The sequence below is a fragment of the Pedobacter jeongneungensis genome (genome assembly GCF_000633455.1).
In the GTDB taxonomy this organism is placed as follows: domain Bacteria; phylum Bacteroidota; class Bacteroidia; order Sphingobacteriales; family Sphingobacteriaceae; genus Pedobacter; species Pedobacter jeongneungensis_A.
This window is the reverse complement of the sequence record NZ_AYMG01000027.1, coordinates 66,916-86,975: the sequence shown is the minus strand read 5'-3', so window position 1 is coordinate 86,975 and position 20,060 is coordinate 66,916. Positions and strand designations below refer to the sequence as shown.

Here is a 20,060-nt window from a genome sequence, read left to right as displayed (position 1 = left end):
CAGATTGGTTTTGACTTTCTTTTTGATAAAATTTTTAGCATTTTTGCGGATTGAAATCCGGTCTTTTTTAAGACCCGGTTTTGGCCCCAACTTTAAATAAAATATGAGCAATAAATCTATCGACCTCGGCGAGCAAAAAGATGTAGAAGTATATGGTGCGAGGGTACATAATTTAAAGAATATAGACGTTAGTTTTCCGCGCAACCAACTGGTTGTAATTACTGGTTTAAGTGGCAGCGGTAAATCTTCGTTGGCTTTTGATACCATTTATGCGGAAGGACAGCGCCGTTATATGGAAACATTCAGTGCCTATAGCCGCCAGTTTATGGGCGGCATGGAACGCCCTGATGTGGATAAGGTTTCGGGATTGAGTCCGGTTATCGCCATTGAGCAAAAAACCACCAGTAAAAATCCACGCTCTACCGTAGGTACCATTACCGAAATTTACGATTTTATGCGTTTGCTCTATGCCCGTGTAGCCGATGCTTACTCGTATAATACCGGCGAGAAGATGGAGCGTATGAGCGAAGATCAGATACTGCAGAACATCTTTAATAAGTTTGATGGGCTTGCTGTAAATATCTTAGCTCCTGTAGTTAAAGGTAGAAAGGGACATTACCGTGAGCTTTTTGAGCAAATCCGTAAACAGGGTTATGTAAAAGTACGTGTAGATGGAGAAATAAAGGATATTACTGCTAAAATGCAGGTAGACCGTTATAAAATCCACGATATTGAAGTAGTGATCGATCGCCTGATCATTGACGTGAAAGATAAAAAACGCCTGCTCGATTCACTGCAGATTGCAATGAAAATGGGTAAAGGTGTAATCAAAATCAGCGATAAAGATAATAATGTAGCACATTTTAGTAAGTTTTTGATGTGCCCAACTACGGGTATTTCTTACGATGAGCCTCAGCCAAACAGTTTTTCGTTCAACTCGCCTTATGGCGCCTGCGAACGTTGTGATGGTTTGGGTTATATTTTTGTAGTCGATAAAGAATCGGTTATTCCGAATCCAAAACTGAGCATTTTAAATGGCGGTTTAGCCCCATTGGGCGAATACCGCGATATCTGGATGTTCCAGGTGTTAAAAGCTTTGGCTAAAAAATACAGTTTCTCGCTTTCTACACCCATCGAAAAATTAAGCGATGAAGTCATCAATATCATCTTAAACGGTTCGCCCGATCTGATCAAGGTTGAGGTAGAATACAATAAATGGAACGTTCAGAATTATAACATCACTTTCGATGGTATCATTAAAATGCTTGAAGAGCAGAACGAAAAAAGAAGCGAATCTGCATCAGATGATATGGACGAGTTCAGGAAACTGAAAACCTGTCCGGAGTGCCATGGTGCCCGTTTGAAAAAAGAGAGTCTGCACTTTAAAGTTGATGGCAAAAACATTTTCGAACTTTCATCGATGGATATCAACAACCTTCATCAATGGTTCGAAAAAGTTGATGAACGTTTGTCCGACCGCCAGAATATTATTGCCAAAGAAATTTTAAAAGAGATTAAAGCCAGGATCGGCTTTTTAACCGATGTAGGTTTAACTTATTTAACTTTAGACCGGACCGCCCGTACACTTTCGGGTGGTGAGGCACAACGTATCCGTTTGGCTACGCAGATCGGTTCGCAGCTGATGAACGTAATGTACATCCTCGATGAGCCAAGTATCGGTTTGCACCAGCGTGATAATGAACGTTTGATTAATGCACTTAAAAATCTCCGCGATCTGGGAAACACCGTTTTGGTGGTAGAACATGATAAGGATATGATTTTGGAAGCTGATTGGGTAATTGATGTTGGTCCGGGTGCGGGTATCCATGGAGGTACCGTAGTGGCCGAAGGAACAGCCGCACAGATCCTGAAATCAAACACCTTAACTGCCGATTATTTAAATGGTAAAAAGCAAATTGAAACACCAAAAATCAGAAGAAAAGGTAACGGGCATAAATTATCAATTGTTAAAGCTACCGGCCATAATTTAAAAGAGGTTTCAGTAGATTTTCCTTTGGGTAAATTTATTGCCGTAACCGGAGTTTCAGGTAGTGGTAAATCGAGCTTGATTACCGAAACTTTATATCCGATTTTAAACCACCATTTCTTCAGAGCCAAAAAAACACCTTTGCCTTACGAGAAAATCAATGGTTTAAAAGAAATTGATAAGGTGATCGAGATTGATCAGGCGCCGATTGGCAGAACGCCACGCTCTAATCCTTCTACGTATACCGGAGTTTTCTCTGATATCAGGAATCTGTTTGTTCAATTGCCCGAAGCGAAAATCCGGGGTTACAAACCCGGCCGTTTCTCTTTCAATGTTAAAGGCGGGCGTTGCGAAACCTGTCAGGGTGCAGGTTTAAAGGTAATCGAAATGAACTTTTTGCCAGATGTGCAGGTACCTTGTGAAGAATGCGGTGGAAGAAGATACAACAGGGAAACTTTAGAGGTTCGTTTCCGTGGAAAATCGATCAGTGATGTGTTGGATATGAGTATTGAAGATGCCTGTACTTTCTTCGAAAATATTCCGATCATCTATAGAAAAATCAAAACTTTAAAAGATGTAGGTTTAGGTTATATTACTTTAGGTCAATCGTCGGTAACTTTATCAGGAGGGGAGGCGCAGCGCGTAAAACTGGCCACCGAACTTTCTAAAAAAGATACCGGAAAAACCTTCTATATTTTAGATGAGCCTACCACAGGACTTCACTTCGAAGATATTAATGTGCTTTTAGGTGTACTGCAAGAACTGGTTGATAAAGGGAATACCATTTTGGTGATCGAACATAATTTAGATGTGGTTAAAGTTGCCGATTGGGTGATTGATTTAGGAGAAGAAGGCGGCGCTGGTGGCGGAAGGATTTTATTTGAGGGTACACCTGAAGGTTTGATCCAGAACCCAATTAGTTTAACCGGAAAATTTTTGAAAAAGGAAATGGAATGGAATCCACAGTCCGAAGTCGGAAGTCAGGAGTCCAAAGTCAAAACACCAAAGAAAAGCAAGGCTGGAAAGAAATAGGCTGCGTGGAGTCGTCATTCCCAACCCGATAGCTATCGGGTTGATTGGGAATCTTAATGCAAGCGCTTTAAGATTCCCGCCTGCGCGGGAATGACGATTAATCTAATGGAATCTATTAATGGTAGACTGTCGAAGGACCTATTTAAATTTATGTGTTTCGACAGACTCAACATGACATATTTATAAACTCATAACCTAACCCATTACCCATTTTACATAACAAAACATGCTTTTTACCGATACCCATACCCATTTATATTACGAGCAGGATGCCGAAAAACAGGCCCAGTTAATGGAGCGTTGTTTTGAAAACGATGTAAATCGTCTGTTTTTGCCCAATGTTGACGTGAAATCGATCGCAATGATTGATGACCTGGTGGCTAAATACCCTGAAAACTGTTTTGCAATGGCTGGCCTGCATCCCTGTGATGTAAAAGAAGATTACCTGACGCTGTTGGATGAAATTTATAAAAGTATTGCCGGGCGGAAAATTTATGCTATCGGCGAAATCGGTATCGATTTATATTGGGATAAAAGCACTTTGGCTATCCAGCAAGATGCCTTTCGTAAGCAGATTGCCTGGGCAAAGGAATTGGGTTTGCCGATTGTAATCCACTGCAGAGAAGCTTTTGATGAAGTTTTTGAAGTATTGGAAAGTGAACGTGATGAAAAATTACGGGGTATATTCCATTGTTTCACCGGAAATTTGGCTCAGGCAAAACAGGCTATTGACCTTAATTTTTATTTAGGCATTGGGGGTGTGGTGACTTATAAAAAAGCAGGTTTAGATCTGGTACTGGCAGATATTCCTTTAACTGATCTGGTTTTAGAAACCGATTCGCCTTATCTGGCTCCTGTTCCTTTTAGAGGTAAACCCAACGAGAGTAGTTACCTGGTTTATATCGCTCAAAAACTGGCTGATATTTATGGCGTTTCTATTGAAGAAATAGCAAATGTAACTACAGAGAATTCGAAAAAGATTTTTGGAGTATAATCAATTCGTCATTGCGGGAAGGCTTTATCAGCCATTAGCCTGCTCTGATTTTTGACACCTTTGCCAGACGCGATCGTCATGCTGAACTTGTTTCAGCATCTTTCCTGCTAGACAGACGCTGAAATAAATTCAGGGTGACAGCTTTAAGTTAAAAATGTCTGCAGTAAATCTGTTAAAGATATATTAATTGATAAAACTAAGTTTAATAGGAAAGTTCAAAAGAGTCGCATTTGTGTTGTTGTATTTATTGTAAAATTATGACGATAATTTTATCAAATTAATAATTAAATCTCCTTTTTAAATGTTTTTATTGCTAATTTAAAAATATCGCCCAATCATTTCTAAATTTTTAGTTTCTTTGCGCTGAGCAACCTTCACTAAACCAAATGACCAAAATACTTATTATCTATACCGGCGGCACCATCGGTATGGTTAACGATCCTACAAACGGGATGTTGATTCCGTTTGATTTCCAGCAGATAAAAGAAAACGTTCCGGAACTGGGCCGTTTAGATTACCAGTTAGATGTACACTCTTTCAATCCGGTTTTGGATTCATCAAACATGGATCCTGAAATATGGAAAACATTGGCCGAACTTGTTTATAATAAATACGATCAGTACGATGGTTTTGTGATCCTGCACGGATCTGACACAATGGCTTTTACCGCTTCGGCACTGAGTTTTATGCTCGAAAACCTCGATAAACCTGTTGTTTTAACCGGATCGCAGCTTCCTATTGGAGAAATCAGGACAGACGCCAAAGAAAATTTAATTACTGCTTTAGAGATTGCCGCCACCAAAGAAGATGGTAAAGCATTGTTCCCGGAGGTTTGCATTTATTTTGATGCACAATTGTTCAGGGGCAACCGTTCTATTAAATACAACAGCGAAAAGTTCGAAGCTTTCCGTTCGCCAAATTACCCGGTACTTGCAGAGGCTGGAGTACATTTACAGTTTCACAGAAATTATATTTTAAAAGCTACTGGCGGCGAGTTAAAATTACATACCAATTTTAATTCGAACATTGGTGTGCTTAAATTATATCCGGGAATCACCCCGCAGGCTGTTCAGGCCATCACCGATTCTAAAGTTGATGCCATTATTTTAGAAACCTTTGGTTCAGGCAACACCTCCACTGCACAATGGTTTTTAGATAGTTTGCGCCAGGCCATTTTAAATGGAAAAATCATTATCGATATATCTCAATGTAAAAAAGGCTCAGTACAACTTGGTCGTTACGAAACCAGTAGGGAATTGTTAAAAATGGGCATTATAAGTGGCTACGATTTAACTTTCGAAGCTACCGTAACCAAACTGATGTTCGTAATGGGCTTGGGTTTATCTGTTGAAGAAAGCCGCAAATTAATGGATGAATCTTTGCGGGGTGAGTTGACTAAAGACTAGAACCGAAAAGTATAAATTTCCAATTGCAAAATGATTTGGGCGTTCCCCAATCCCGTGAAATACGGGAAAGTGGCGGGCTTTTCAGGGCTGCGCTTCGCTCCGGTACCGATGAAGGATCAGTACTGAACCCTTACAATCCCTAACGCAAAACTCATCTTTTCAATGCATTAAGCATTTCCGAAACCTAAGTGGTCTCTATTAGAATAAGTAAAACTTCTGCAATTATGACTAACATCATTTCTGTTATAAGTATTTAGCCCTATTTTTGCTATGGAAGGGTATATGGCGAAAGGTTTATGGCGTAAGGTTATGTCTTGATACTTGATACTCAACAACTCGATACTTATTAACATGAAAATAGAACAAATATATACAGGTTGCCTGGCAGAAGCCGCTTATTACATCGAAAGTGATGGCGAAGCTGCGATTATTGATCCTTTAAGAGAAGTTGCTACCTATTTAAAAAAAGCAGAAAAAGCAGGTGCCACCATTAAATATATTTTTGAAACGCATTTTCATGCCGATTTTGTTTCCGGTCACGTAGATTTGGCAGAAAAATCGGGTGCAGAAATTATCTACGGACCAACCGCCAAAACTGAATTTAAATCGCATATCGCCAAAGATGGCGAACAATTTAAAATCGGTAAGGTAACCATAACTGCATTACATACACCTGGGCATACCTTAGAATCGACAACATATCTATTAACTGATGAAAATGGTAAAGACCATTGCATTTTTAGTGGTGATACTTTATTTATCGGTGATGTTGGCCGTCCGGATTTAGCCCAAAAAGGTCATTTAACCATGGATGATTTAGCCGGAATGCTTTACGATTCGTTAAATGAAAAAATAAAACCTTTGGCCGATGATTTAATTGTTTACCCGGCCCATGGCGCAGGCTCTGCCTGTGGTAAAAGCATGAGTAAAGAAACGTTTGATACCTTAGGACATCAAAAGCAGGTTAATTATGCCCTAAAAGCTGAAACGAAAGAACAGTTTATTGCTGAAGTAACAGATGGTATTTTGCCTCCGCCACAATATTTTGCTAAAAATGCCGCCATTAATAAAGGTGGTGTAGAAAGTATTGATGATGTTTACGAGAAGGGCTTAAATGCCTTAACCCCTCAACAATTTGAGGATCTGGCGAACCAAACCGGTGCCATTATGCTCGATACCCGCGATCCACAGGTTTTTGCAAAAGGTTTTATCCCAAATTCGATTAATATTGGTTTAAACGGTCAGTTTGCGCCATGGGTTGGCGCTTTGATTACCGACCTGCAGCAACCGATTTTATTAATTACCGACCAGGGTAAAGAAGAAGAAACCATTACCCGTTTAACCCGTGTAGGTTATGATAGTACCATTGGTTATTTGGATGGTGGTTTCGAAAACTGGACTGCTACAGGCAAAGAAATCGATACCATTGAATCTATTTCGGCCGAAACTTTTGAGCTGGCGGCATCAAATGGAGAAATTACGGCGCTTGATGTGCGTAAACCAGGCGAATATGAATCAGAACATTTGGAATTTACGCTGAGCCGCCCTTTAGATTTTATTAACGACTGGACTAGCGAGATTAATCCCAAAGCTACCTATTATATACATTGCGCTGGCGGTTACCGCTCTATGATTGCGGCTTCCATTCTAAAATCGCGTGGGGTAGAAAATGTAATTGATGTAGCTGGTGGTTATGGTGCCATAAAAAATACAGGTTTAAAAAGAACCGATTTCGCCTGCCCGAGTAAAGCAATGAAAGTATCATAGCTCGTCATTGCGAGGAGGAACGACAGCCTGCCCCGACTTTTCGGGGAAGCAATCTTACAGCGAAATAAAAATACCTGAATGTCAGACAATCAAAATCATTACGACGTATTAATTATAGGTGCCGGCCCGATAGGGATGGCCTGTGCAATTGAAGCCCAAAAAGCAAACTTAAGCTATGTTATTATAGAAAAAGGTGCTTTGGTGAATAGCTTGTTCAACTATCCGGTATTTATGACATTCTTTTCTACTTCTCAAAAATTAGAGATAGGAGGCGTGCCTTTTGTAACCATTAGCCCAAAACCCAATCGTAACGAAGCCGTAGAATATTATCGCCGTGTTGCCGAAAAATTCGATTTAAACATCAATCTTTTCGAAAGGGTACAGCAAGTGGTTAAGAGTGATGAGGGTGTTTTTGAAATTAATACTTCTAAAACCAATTATACGGCTGGTAATGTAATTGTGGCTACTGGGTTTTATGATGTTCCCTTATTAATGAATGTGCCGGGTGAGGATTTACCAAAAGTAACGCATTATTACAAGGACCCGCATTTATATGCCTTCCAAAATGTGGTTGTTGTTGGTGCCAATAACTCGGGTGTTGATGCCGCTTTAGAAACTTACCGCAAAGGTGCAAATGTAACCATGGTGGTGAGGAGTGGGGAGCTTGGTCCGCATGTTAAATATTGGGTTCGCCCGGATATACAGAACAGGATTAAAGAAGGTGAAGTTACTGCCCTTTTCGATTCTGAACTTGTTGAAATAAGGGAAGGTGAAGTAGATATTAAAACCCCGGAAGGGATAAAAACCATTCCGAACGATTTTGTAATTGCCATGACGGGCTATCAGCCAGATTTTTCGATGTTAAGAAAATTCGGTATCAACCTGCCCGAAACATTATGTCCGGTTTACAACGAAGAAACCATGGAAACCAACGTAAAGGGTTTATACCTGGCTGGTGTAGTTTGCGGTGGTTTAGATACGCACAAACTGTTTATCGAAAACTCTAGGATACATGCCGAAATGATTGTGAAGAATATTTTGGGTTAGTGTCTTACGAAGTTTTACTAAAGGATTAACGATGGAATAACTTCGTAAGTCTGTACTAAATTCCTAAAATCATTTCTTCGATTTTCCATATTGAAAGGCCGCACGCAACATTAATGCGATTATCAAAATTTGGATTACCAATAGTGCGTTAAATGGCGTAAAAACAGTTGCGGCAAATTCTCTTATTGCGTTAACTTCAGTTGGTTTGGCTTTTACTGATAGTGGTGGATAGACTGTCCATCCACTTTTCCAAGGATTAAAAAATGCTGCAATCAGGCTCATTTTGACTAATAATATATTAAAGCCTAAACCTAAAATTAAAAAGATACCGAGTGGTAATTTCCGATTGAAAGCGTGCCTGTTTTCTTTGATAAAATAGAATATAAAGGAAAAAACTACAAAAAAACAGATAAAAAAGTGCTGGTTCGCAATAACAAAATAGGTGTCATGCAGGTTAATGTCGATATCTTTTTCGAAAATAGCTTTTCCAAAAAAGAGTAGCCCGATAATTAGGGTAATTGCTATACAGCCTGTAACCCATAGAGTTTCTTGTAATATTGGTTTGATTTTCATGGAACGGGGTTTAGATTGATTTGTATAGTTAAGTTATTTAAATCGATCGTCATTCCCAACCCGATAGCTATCGGGTCGATTGGGAACCACGAAGTGCTCATGAATGCCTCTGAAAAAAGGAAAACCCATGAATAATCGTAATGCCAGGTGCTTTAAGATTCCCGCCTGCGCGGGAAAAACGACCTAGCTATTAAAGTCTGTTAATGGCATATAAATATATTTTATATATAGAAGGGTCGTCATTGCGAGGCACGAAGCAATCTTAATGCGATCGCTAGGTATGAAATTTAAAACCCACCCATTTTAGTAGGATTGCTTCGTGCCTCGCAATGACGATCTTGTGCGCCGTGTAATCTCAATTTCAATATTTTTGAATTAAAATTGATTTCTCGGTATGACACTTCTATTAAATCAATAAACATCAACCTTCAAAGTATGCTCCACAAAACTTACAATCGACTTTTCTACACCCGGCAAATCTTTAGATGTAATATAAGAGCCCATTACGTGGTTACCCGCATTTGGTATAGCATGCTTTCTTTTTAAATTATTCGGCGTGCCCAGTTCATCGTACATTTTCAGCATGGCATCTACCTTAACCACCGGATCCTGCTCCAGTTCATTTTTATAGTAATAAAGCAGTAAAACAGGTTGCTTTACTTTTTGAAAAGTGGTTTTGAGCATGCTGCTTTCGATAAATTCTTCCAGCTCAACCAGCGATTCGAGCCGGTAATTGGTGTACCAGTATTTTTTATATTCGTCGGTGCGGTCGTCCACTTTACGTTCATCGCCGCCTACAACTCTGCGGGCAATTTGTAAGCCCCAGGGATTATTTAAAAGCCAGGCATTTTTATCGTTAATGGCCACATTTGGCGACATTAAAATCAAACTGTTAATTTCCGGGTAGGTTGCCGCTAATTTTAAAGCCACCGTTCCGCCGGTAGAAGTACCCACTAAAATTACTTTTTTACCCAGTTTTTTACCAATGGCATAAGCCTGTTTACTGGTTTCCCAAAGGCGGTCGGCCGTAAAATATTGCATGGGCGCCAGGGTATCGATGCCGTGATCGGCTAAACGGGCAAGGTATAAATTGGCATGCAACTCTTTCGCTAAATTTAAATGTACCGGATTGCCTTCTGTTTTTGATGCCGAAAAACCGTGTAAATAAACAATGGCGTATTCGGTTTGCTGGTGAAGGCTATCGGCCCACACAATTTCGGCTTCGTTGCCAGGTTTTATTTTGTGCATGGATTCGATGCTGGCTACATAGCTGTCCAGGTCTTCCAGATCGGGGACTTTAGTCAGGTCCTCACTAAATACCGGTTTTTTGGGTTTTGGTCCCAATAAATAACCTGCAATAATGAATGCCGAAAGGCCTATAATTACTTTGTAGCGTTTTTTCATGCCATTAAATATTGGTTTAAATGTAAAATTTGAAATTAAATAAAGCTAATTATTTTGATGAATTAATTATCGTTTTGAGGGGCTTTTACCTGCACTACCCCATCATGATAAACCTGATAGCGCCAAATAGCCCACAGCCCGAAGGATGAGGGCGAGGACTATGGGCAATAGCAGGAGCACCAGATGTTAAAAATTGCTGCCCGTTACTTTTCAAATACTTAATATTACGCTTATACATTACCTTTTTATGGGAAATAAGCTTAAGTTTGCAATCAAAATTTTTCGACTTAATGCCGGGAATCGAACAGATAAAAACACCTATAGCTGCTGATATTAAAGCGTTTGAAAAAACCTTTAAGGAATCGATGCATAGCGACGCACCGTTGCTGGATAGGATTACCCATTATATTGTAAAGCAAAAAGGCAAACAAATGCGGCCGATGTTCGTGTTTTTTGCGGCTAAATTGTGCGGTGGAATTACCGAATCGACACATCGCGGTGCAGCTTTGGTAGAGCTTTTACATACGGCTACCTTGGTACACGATGATGTGGTGGATAATGCTTATGAGCGCCGTGGCTTTTTCTCGATCAATGCTTTATGGAAAAATAAAATTGCCGTTTTAGTTGGCGATTACCTATTGGCCAAGGGATTACTGCTTTCGGTAAACAATAATGAGCACCGTTTGTTACAGATTGTATCGGAAGCGGTGAAACAGATGAGTGAAGGTGAGTTGTTGCAGGTAGAAAAGGTACGGAGGATGGATATATCGGAAGATTTATATTTTGATGTAATCCGCCAGAAAACAGCTTCTCTAATTGCCTCTTGTTGTGCTGCGGGTGCGGCTTCGGCAGGTGCTGATGATGCAACGATAGAAAAAATGCGCTTATTTGGAGAAAAAGTGGGGATTGCCTTTCAGATTAAAGATGATACCTTCGATTTTGGAACTGATGATGTTGGGAAGCCTTTGGGTATTGATATTAAAGAAAAGAAAGTAACCTTGCCTTTAATTTATGCCTTAAATAAAGCGGAAAAAACAGAACGTAAAAAAATGATCAACCTGGTGAAAAACCATCAGGATGATCCGGTTAAAATTCAGCAGATTATTGATTTCGTAAATGCGCATGAAGGTGTTTATTACGCAAACCAGAAAATGTTGGAGTACCAGCATTCAGCATTTGAAATTCTGCATAGTTTTGATGCAGGTGAAGCCAGAACAGGTTTAGAACAGCTTGTACTATATACTACTGAACGTAAAAAATAATGGGTAACGAATTACTTTTTAGCTTAGGTTTCTTGCTTTTTATTGCATTAATCCTTGCTTTAGATTTAGGTCTGTTTAGCAGGAAAGAGCATGTGGTGAGCTTAAAACAAGCTGGCGTAATGAGTTTGATTATGGTGGCCCTGGCCATCGGCTTTTATTTTATATTGTTAACCGAAGGGCACCAGCTCCATGGGATTAAGGATTTCGCCCACCTGCAAGAAATCGTAACCAAGCATCAGCACCATATTAAGTTAATCCCCGGTGATTTTGAAGGAAGTTTGGCGGTTTATAAACAAAACCTCGGACTGGAATTTTTGACGGGTTATGTAATTGAATATGCACTTTCGGTAGATAATATCTTTGTAATCGTGCTTGTTTTTTCTGCTTTTGCTGTTGAAGAAAAATATTACCACAGGGTACTATTTTGGGGGATTTTGGGCGCCATTATTATGCGTTTCATCTTCATTTTTGTGGGGGCCGCACTAATTACAAAATTTGCCTGGATACTTTACATTTTTGGCGCTTTCCTGGTGTTTACAGGGGTGAAAATGTTTTTCAGTAAAGCGGAAGATGATAAAATTGATCCCGAAAACCATCCTGTGGTGAAATGGGCTTCGAAAATATTCTCGATCCATCCAAAATACGAGGGTAAAAACTTCTTTGTTAAAATAGACCATAAAACATTTGTTACACCATTATTTTTGGTGCTTTTGATTGTAGAGTTTACCGATTTGTTATTTGCAGTCGATTCTATTCCGGCTATTTTTGCGGTAACTAAAGATCCTTATATCGTATTTTTCTCTAATGTTTTTGCCATCATGGGCTTACGTTCCATGTTCTTTTTGCTGGTAAATATTATTCACAAATTCCATTATCTAAAAACAGGTCTGGCATTTTTACTGGCTTTTATAGGAGTGAAAATGTTAGGACATACTTATCTGGAGAAATGGGGTTTCACCACTGAGCATTCATTAATTGTAATTCTGAGTATCTTGGTGATCAGTATTGTGGCTTCTTTGGTTTTTCCGAAGAAGAAGGCACATGTAAAACCTTAGCTAAAGTTTTGTCATTCTGAGCGCAGCGAAGAATTTTTTTTATTGCGATAAGCGAGAAGATTCGTCATTGCGAGAAGGCTTTTTCAGCCGACGAAGCAATCTTTATAGCAAGGATCACTAGCATGAAAGATTGCTTCGTCGTTCCTCCTCGCAATGACGATTTTTCTATAAGAATCTATCAATAGTAGCGCAGCGAAGAATCCCCTACCTATGAAACAGATGCTTCGTGCCTCAGCATGACAGCATATTTAGGGTTGGTGCGAGAAAGAAATGTTCGCGCCAAAGCAAAATAAACGTTACAGCTAGCAATCTCAGGCTAAAATTTGTACTTTCAGCAGATAAACTAAACCTAATGAAATACCTTTTCTCTACCGTGCTTCTTTGTGCAACTTTATTTGCCAATGCACAGGATAAATTCGGAGATGTTTTTGCAAAAATCAACACCGATGTACAGCAAAACTCAAAAGCTTACCAAACCCTTAAATATGAAACCGAAACCATCGGTCACCGTTTAACAGGCTCTGCAAATGGGGCAAAGGCTGAACAGTATGCTTTCGATTTATTAAAATCTTACGGTTGCGATGTGAAATTTCAACCCTTTGAAGTAGAAAGCTGGGCCCGAAAAACCATCAGCGTAGAAATTGGGGCTGATAAAAATAGCCTTGTTAAAATGAAGGCCGTTACACTGGCACATTCGCCGGTGAGTGTGGATGTTACAGGTGAAATTGCATATGCAGGTAATGGACTGGAAGCAGATTATCAGGCCAGTCCAGAAAAGTTTAAAGGTAAAATTGCTTTGATTTATTTGGGTGTATTACCAGGCTCTCCTGCAGGAACAAAATCCTTGCACCGTTCGGAAAAGACCGCGATTGCAACAAAGTATGGAGCCATTGGTGTAATCATTATCAATACGGTAAAGGATGGTGTGCTTTTAACAGGAACCGCTTCTGTAACTGGAAAATTAATTCTAATCCCTGCAGTTTGTATTGGTTTGGAGGATGGAACGGCTCTGAAAGAGAAAATTAAGTCACAGCCGCAAATAGCGCATATTGCTATGACGAATTTCTCGGGTTTGATCAAAGCCCGTAATGTGGTGGCTACTTTTAAAGGAACAGAATTACCAAAAGATAAAATTGTTGTCGGCGGACATTTAGACAGCTGGGATTTAGCTACTGGCGCTATTGACAATGGAATCGGTTCTTTCGCCATTATGGATATGGCCCGAACTTTCAAAAAGCTGAATTTAAAAACCAAACGTACAGTAGAATTTGTATTGTTTATGGGTGAGGAGCAGGGATTGTTAGGCTCTAAAGCTTATATCGATCAGGCTAAAAAAGACAAAACCTTAAACCAGGTGAAGTTTATGCTGAACTATGACATGACCAACGATCCGAAAGGTTTCTCTACTTCGCGATCTGAAATGAAGGCACTTTTTACATCCTGGGGCGCTGATATTGTGAAAATTGATACAGGCTTTAAAAACTTGTTTAACGCTGGTGCTGGTTTACACAGTGATCATCAGCCATTTATGTTAGAGGGGATCCCTACTGGTGGTGGCTTTGGTGGTAAACTGCCAAATAATTCCGGGCCCTTTTATCATTCTGATGGTGATAGTTTTAAACTGGTTGATGAACAACAGCTAAAAAATACGGTGCGCTACAGTGCCATGTTAACCTATGCTTTAGCCAATACACCAAAAATTCCGGTAGGTGTTCAGGGAGAGGAAGAGTTAAGGGCTTTCTTAGAATCGCAAAACTTAAAAGAACCTTTAACTATTGCGGGTGAGTGGCGGTGGAAGTAACCTTCGGGTTGAATACACCGATTTAGAGATTGCACTGATTCGCAATAGATCAATCCTTTGTGTCTGTCGTAATGGAAAAATTTTATTGACGATGCTAACATTCTGGTACAGGGATTAACTTAATGTTAATTGATATATTTTTTTACAATTGGTGTTAAGCTTGCACTTTGTCTTTGACTATGTGGTTGAATATCATATATTTGTTTTCGTGCCAAACAGAAAAACATTGTCAAAATGAACAGAAAACGGAATAAAACAACCGTAATTTTTGTAAGTAAAAATCAAAATTCGAGCAAGCCTATCCAGGTTCCAACCGCTTATATCGTCCATTGGAAAAAATATATTTTAGGTATACTGGGGTTATTTTTAATCCTCGTGGGCAGTATATTTTATCTTGTCCGAAGTAATGCCAATACCGAACTGACTAAGAATAAACTTCAGGCAGCGCTTCTAAAAAGCAAAGGCCAGTTATCGGTTATTGACACTTCTTCTCTTAAAAAACATTATCAATCGATAGATAAGAAATTACTGACGATTAATAAATACCTTAAAGCGCGTGGACTAAAGCCGATTTTAACAGGTAATGAAGGTGGAGAACAAAGCGATGATGTTTTATCGAATGAAGAAATTAGCGAATTTTATGATAATTACCTGAGTAAAATTACTTACAATGTGGCTTATACGCCAATGGGTTATCCACGTTTGGGTACCATTACATCCGGTTTTGGTCATAGAGAAAATCCTTTTACCGGAGAAAATGTAGAAACCCATAAAGGATTGGATATCAGGGCAAATTATGGCGACCCGGTTAAATGCACAGCGAATGGTAAAGTGATTTTTGCAGGTAAACGTGGTGCTTATGGCAATTGTATCGTCATTAAACATGGAAACGGCTTTGAGACCTATTACGGTCATCTCTCCAAAATTTTGGTTGAAGAAGGCGAAAACGTTATTGCTGGCAATAATATTGGCAAAGTAGGCTCAACCGGACGTTCAACAGGTCCTCATTTACATTACGAAGTACACCAAAACGGTAAAGTTATCAATCCAAGATTCTTTTTAACCTTGTAAACATGTTTAAGAAAAGCAACCAGATAAAAGACCTCAATCAGCAAGAAATTTCTACTCTAATCGGCCTTGGTTTTACCATTACCGGCGAATTAAAAGGAAAAGCAGTAATCAGGATAGATGGAACGGTAATTGGAAACGTTAATGTTGAAGGCGGTATTGTTTTAGGCGAAAAAGGGATGATTAAAGGTGATGTTCAAACCGATTCTGCTATTATTTACGGTACGGTTAACGGAAATGTAAAAGCCCTGAATCTCGAAATAAAAAAGACAGGCAAGGTTAACGGCGATATTAAAACAGAAGCCATTGAAATTGAGATGGGTGCACAATATAACGGTAAGCTCGAAATGCACCAATCTGGTAAAACTGAGGATAAAGTAGCGGTAAAGGCTTAGTCGGGATCAAAGGTTAAAGTATCGATTTTCAATTTAGCTTGTTTTGCTAAATATTCAATCATTTTATTTTCCTGCCTGATCACACCAATTCCATCAAGTGTATTCCAAGAGGTGCCATCGTTAAATTTAATATAATGATGAGGTTCTAACCTTTGACCATTATCATATTTAATCATCTCAATAAAATGAATTGATTTTATATCGGCAATGAGCTGTGTTTTTGGCTTAATACTCCAAAATTTATTAAATACAATTTTATCGGGGTAAATTTGAACGGCATATTTAACCCCGAAAAACAGTAATGCAGCTGAAAAAGTAATTATTAAAGTTGATAGCGGGCGTATGATTATGCGACCATCAAACCGATGTTTCATATTGGTGTAAACCAGGTATTCCTCATACCGTTCTCTGAGCAGGAACCTATAGGTAAGATCCATGGGAATTGCTACCAAACCAAAGGCAAAGATGCCAGCAATGCCGTACCAAAAAAAATGGTTAGGGTAAAAGTGGAATAAACTTGAATCTTTTTGTTGGGTACTTTCAGACAAGAAAATCAATAGATTACCTAAAAAATAACCTATTATGCCGATATAGGAGAATAAAGGTATGATAGCAAAAACCTCCCATTTTGCATATTGTTTTCCAAGATATTCAAAGTTTACCTCAGCATATTTTTGTGGCCTTTTATATGGGAAAAAGATGGCTAATAAGATAAAAATAATTGAAATAGCTAATTCAATAGGAGCGTGCATTAGAATATAAATTATCCGCTAATATAGCTTTCCAATTGAGAAATGGTCTGTTTTTGGTCGGCAATAATAAATTTTACCACATCTCCGATGGATACCATTCCTTTTACTTCACTGCTTTCTACAATGGGTAAATGGCGGATGTGTTTGTCCGTCATCAGTTCCATGCAATGATCAATGCTGTCGCTAAACTTGATGGTAATGGGGTTAGCGGTCATGGCTTCTTTAATCAGGGTATCTTTTGATGATTTCCCTTGCAGGATGATTTTTCGGGCATAATCGCGTTCCGTGAAAATACCCCGAAGCTGCCCGTCTTCCATCACCAATACGGCACTGATATTTTTTTCTGTCATTACTTTTAAGGCATCCAGAACAGAAATATTTTCCGATACGGAAATAATGATAGCCTGTTTGGTGTCTAGCAAGTGTTTTACGCTTTTCATAATTGTTAATTTGGTTATAACAATTTAAGAAATAATTAGCTGTAAATCAAAGTTTTATTTTAATACTTTAAAGAAATCAAGTTTTTTAATATACATTGTGTCATGTCAAACTTGACTTCTTTGGTATTTTACGCAGGACCTAATTAATCTAAACCTGACAGAAACGCCAGCCTCCGATTTCTTCTATCGGAGCTATAGTGAATGGCAGGAAGGAACCCAATCTAAGTATTACAGGTTTTGCTTTTCAAATAAATTTTATCTGACCAATAATAAATATTTTACTGATTTTTAAGTGGTTTTGCATCAATAGTAGTATGCAAAGAACCACCAGGCGAATTCTTGGCTGAGGCAAGGTGTCCTGTCGTAATTTTACCAACTGAGAAAGATCTCCTTATCAGGCAATTAAATCTTAATCTCGAATTAGTAAAATTAGAGGACCAGGTAAGGTTTAAATCTTTAACTGGCCCATTTTTGTCGAAATCAAGCTGTACACCAGAACTAATATTACTTCCGGAAATTTTATTGGTTTGAGTTGATCCGTCTGGTTTAGTAAAACTTACTTCAGCTTCAAAATTTTCGGGAAGCGATGCAGGTATTATCCAATTGTTTTGTCCATCAAGGTACCCAACCTGAACTTCGTAAGCTATAGTTACATAACTTGATTCATAGGGATATTTTTTGCAGCCCAACAGGGAGATTGCAATTAAGAGGAGCGTTGTATTTTTTTTCACGGTCGAAATTACTAATAAATTACCTGCTCATCCAAGTTTGATCTGGGAGTCCAGTAGCAATTATTGCATTAATAATATCATCGATAAACGCAATGTCTTTTCAATATTATATTTTTTTAACTATGGCTTATTGCCAAACACTGTAACCATTACTTACCATATTGGTTACATCCTTTTTTAAGGAGACAAACTGCCCGGCTTTTAATGAAAATTTAGTGTAACTGTAAGCGAGTTTAGGTGCTTCAACATCATCAGTAATCATAGTAATAAAATATTCGCCCGGAGGTAATTCTATATTGGTGCTGGTGACGTTCGAATAAGTATAATCGGCCGCGAATGATGTTTTTGAAACATTATCATAAGCCAGGTTTTTTTCGGTCAGGCCATTATATTGAAAATTTTTCCCCTCCGCTTTCCAAACCAGAACTGTAGCTACATTAAATGCCTTAATATACGTTGAGCCACCCGAACCCGGATACGTTTTGGTGAAATCTAAATCAAAGCCTTGTCGATTCACAACAGGATTATTTTTTCCACATCCGAATAGTACCGTTACAAAAAAAATCAGGAGTATATTTTTCATGTTGTAAATATATTAAATAGGCTTTATCAATCTCTAAAAGCTTTTGTAAAAATCATTGGCCTTTATCACTGGCCATTTTACATTTAACAAACAGCTTATAATTTGGCTTTCACAAAGGGATGCCGTAACTTTGCATCACATTTAAAAACAAATAATTATGTCATCAGTAGAGACAACTTACATTCCTTACAAAGTTAAGGACATTTCACTGGCAGAATGGGGCCGTAAAGAAATCGAATTAGCCGAAGCAGAGATGCCAGGTTTAATGAGTTTACGTAAAGAATTCGGTCCAACACAACCGTTAAAAGGTGCGCGTATTGCAGGCTGTCTGCACATGACCATCCAAACGGCTGTATTAATCGAAACATTGGTGGCCCTGGGTGCTGAAGTTACCTGGTCATCTTGCAATATTTTCTCTACACAAGATCACGCTGCTGCTGCAATTGCTGCTGCGGGTATTCAGGTTTATGCCTGGAAAGGTTTAAACGAAGAAGAATTCGACTGGTGTATTGAGCAAACTTTACACTTCGGTGCAGATCAACAACCATTAAACATGATTTTGGATGATGGTGGCGATTTAACCAATATGGTTTTCGATCGTTTCCCTGAGTTAATTGCAGATATTAAAGGTTTATCAGAAGAAACTACTACTGGTGTTCACCGTTTATACGAAAGAATGAAAAACGGAACGTTGCACTTACCTGCAATCAACGTTAACGATTCAGTTACTAAATCAAAATTCGATAACAAATACGGTTGTCGCGAATCATTGGTTGATGCAATCCGTCGTGCTACCGATGTAATGATGGCTGGTAAAGTGGCTGTTGTTTGCGGTTATGGCGATGTGGGTAAAGGTTCTGCAGAATCGTTAAGCTCACAAGGTGTACGTGTTATTGTAACTGAAATTGACCCAATCTGTGCTTTACAAGCTGCAATGGAAGGTTACGAAGTTAAAAAACTAGCTACAGCCATTAAAGAAGCTGATATCGTGGTAACTACTACAGGTAACTGTGATATCGTTCGCGAGCAACACTTCAGGGCATTAAAAGATAAAGCGATTGTTTGTAACATCGGTCACTTCGATAACGAAATCGATATGGCCTGGTTAAACGGTGCTTATGGCGATACCAAAGTGGAAATTAAACCTCAGGTTGATAAATATACTATCGACGGTAAAGATGTAATCATCCTGGCTGAAGGTCGTTTAGTTAACTTAGGTTGTGCAACTGGTCACCCAAGTTTTGTTATGAGTAACTCATTTACCAACCAAACTTTGGCTCAATTAGAGCTTTGGACTAACACTGGTGCCTATGAAAACAAAGTTTATACTTTACCTAAGCATTTAGATGAAAAAGTAGCACGTTTACACTTAGAAAAAATCGGTGTAGAGTTAGATGTTTTAGATCAACACCAGGCTGATTATATCGGCGTACCGGTAGAAGGTCCTTTCAAAGCAGATACATACAGATACTAATTCAGTTTGCAGTTTTTAGTTAGCAGTTAACTAAAAATCATAATATAGAAGGGATGTGCAATTTGCATATCCCTTTTTTATTCCCCTCTCCCAGAGGGGTGCCTGTTAGGCGGGGTGTCCCAAAGTCTAAGTGTTTTTAGACACTCAAACAATTTCCAAAATATTTGAAAACGCACGTTCAGTGCTCATCTGAGACATCAGTCCTGCTATTCATTCCAATCTTTTTGTTGTTCTTCGACTACGCTCAGAATGACAACAAAAAGGATTTCCATTTCTATCAGGTTTATTT

Annotated in this window: 17 protein-coding genes; 11 read left to right on the top strand and 6 right to left on the bottom strand. The window is 38.9% G+C overall.

What is annotated here, in order from left to right:
• Positions 1-103: 103 nt before the first annotated feature.
• From uvrA to U859_RS0122840, 5 genes are all read left to right on the top strand, one after another.
• Positions 104-3,019: an excinuclease ABC subunit UvrA gene (gene uvrA / locus U859_RS0122860; protein WP_025145605.1), complete on the top strand. Its 2,916-nt coding sequence runs from the start codon at positions 104-106 to the stop codon at positions 3,017-3,019.
• Positions 3,020-3,245: 226 nt separating this feature from the next.
• Positions 3,246-4,013 (top strand): TatD family hydrolase, encoded by a 768-nt coding sequence (locus tag U859_RS0122855; protein WP_025145604.1) that lies wholly within the window; start codon positions 3,246-3,248, stop codon positions 4,011-4,013.
• 386 nt (positions 4,014-4,399) lie between these two features.
• Entirely contained in the window at positions 4,400-5,419 is a 1,020-nt protein-coding gene (locus U859_RS0122850; RefSeq protein WP_025145603.1) for an asparaginase, read from the top strand.
• Positions 5,420-5,770: 351 nt separating this feature from the next.
• Positions 5,771-7,186 (top strand): MBL fold metallo-hydrolase, encoded by a 1,416-nt coding sequence (locus U859_RS0122845; RefSeq protein WP_025145602.1) that lies wholly within the window; start codon positions 5,771-5,773, stop codon positions 7,184-7,186.
• A gap of 78 nt (positions 7,187-7,264) precedes the next feature.
• Positions 7,265-8,233, top strand: coding sequence for a YpdA family putative bacillithiol disulfide reductase (locus U859_RS0122840; protein WP_025145601.1), 969 nt, complete (start codon positions 7,265-7,267; stop codon positions 8,231-8,233).
• A 69-nt stretch (positions 8,234-8,302) separates the two neighbouring features.
• On the opposite strand, the gene U859_RS0122835 is transcribed toward U859_RS0122840, so the two are convergent.
• Together U859_RS0122835 and U859_RS0122830 are read right to left on the bottom strand one after the other, a co-directional pair.
• Entirely contained in the window at positions 8,303-8,806 is a 504-nt protein-coding gene (locus U859_RS0122835) for a hypothetical protein (RefSeq protein ID WP_025145600.1), read from the bottom strand.
• Between the two features lie 411 nt (positions 8,807-9,217).
• The gene (locus tag U859_RS0122830) at positions 9,218-10,210 is read right to left on the bottom strand and encodes an alpha/beta hydrolase (RefSeq protein WP_025145599.1); all 993 of its coding nucleotides are present in this window, start codon (positions 10,208-10,210) and stop codon (positions 9,218-9,220) included.
• A 290-nt stretch (positions 10,211-10,500) separates the two neighbouring features.
• Here U859_RS0122830 and U859_RS0122825 point away from each other — a divergent pair, with 290 nt between their 5' ends.
• The 5 genes from U859_RS0122825 to U859_RS0122805 all read left to right on the top strand — a co-directional run bounded on the left by U859_RS0122825 (position 10,501) and on the right by U859_RS0122805 (position 15,791).
• Positions 10,501-11,472 (top strand): polyprenyl synthetase family protein, encoded by a 972-nt coding sequence (locus U859_RS0122825; protein WP_025145598.1) that lies wholly within the window; start codon positions 10,501-10,503, stop codon positions 11,470-11,472.
• Entirely contained in the window at positions 11,472-12,527 is a 1,056-nt protein-coding gene (locus U859_RS0122820; RefSeq protein ID WP_025145597.1) for a TerC/Alx family metal homeostasis membrane protein, read from the top strand. The genes U859_RS0122825 and U859_RS0122820 overlap by 1 nt, the downstream gene beginning before the upstream one ends.
• 352 nt (positions 12,528-12,879) lie before the next feature.
• Positions 12,880-14,328 carry a M20/M25/M40 family metallo-hydrolase gene (locus U859_RS0122815; protein WP_025145596.1) on the top strand — a complete coding sequence of 483 codons (1,449 nt, stop codon included), beginning with the start codon at positions 12,880-12,882 and terminating at the stop codon, positions 14,326-14,328.
• Between the two features lie 234 nt (positions 14,329-14,562).
• Positions 14,563-15,399, top strand: coding sequence for a M23 family metallopeptidase (locus U859_RS0122810; RefSeq protein WP_025145595.1), 837 nt, complete (start codon positions 14,563-14,565; stop codon positions 15,397-15,399).
• A 2-nt stretch (positions 15,400-15,401) separates the two neighbouring features.
• On the top strand, positions 15,402-15,791 hold the full coding sequence (locus U859_RS0122805) for a polymer-forming cytoskeletal protein (RefSeq protein WP_025145594.1): 390 nt from the start codon (positions 15,402-15,404) through the stop codon (positions 15,789-15,791).
• Here the strand turns inward: U859_RS0122805 and U859_RS0122800 are convergent.
• The 4 genes from U859_RS0122800 to U859_RS0122785 all read right to left on the bottom strand — a co-directional run bounded on the left by U859_RS0122800 (position 15,788) and on the right by U859_RS0122785 (position 18,297).
• Complete coding sequence (locus U859_RS0122800) at positions 15,788-16,543, bottom strand: hypothetical protein (protein ID WP_025145593.1); 756 nt, start codon at positions 16,541-16,543, stop codon at positions 15,788-15,790. The two genes, U859_RS0122805 and U859_RS0122800, sit on opposite strands and share 4 nt — an antisense overlap.
• An 11-nt stretch (positions 16,544-16,554) precedes the next feature.
• On the bottom strand, positions 16,555-16,983 hold the full coding sequence (locus U859_RS0122795; RefSeq protein ID WP_025145592.1) for a CBS domain-containing protein: 429 nt from the start codon (positions 16,981-16,983) through the stop codon (positions 16,555-16,557).
• 278 nt (positions 16,984-17,261) lie between these two features.
• A complete protein-coding gene (locus U859_RS0122790) occupies positions 17,262-17,714 on the bottom strand; it encodes a hypothetical protein (protein ID WP_025145591.1) in 453 nt (150 codons plus the stop codon).
• Between the two features lie 127 nt (positions 17,715-17,841).
• Complete coding sequence (locus U859_RS0122785; protein ID WP_025145590.1) at positions 17,842-18,297, bottom strand: hypothetical protein; 456 nt, start codon at positions 18,295-18,297, stop codon at positions 17,842-17,844.
• A 157-nt stretch (positions 18,298-18,454) separates the two neighbouring features.
• Here U859_RS0122785 and ahcY point away from each other — a divergent pair, with 157 nt between their 5' ends.
• Positions 18,455-19,771, top strand: a complete 1,317-nt coding sequence (gene ahcY / locus U859_RS0122780) for an adenosylhomocysteinase (protein WP_025145589.1) — start codon at positions 18,455-18,457, stop codon at positions 19,769-19,771.
• Positions 19,772-20,060: the final 289 nt, after the last annotated feature.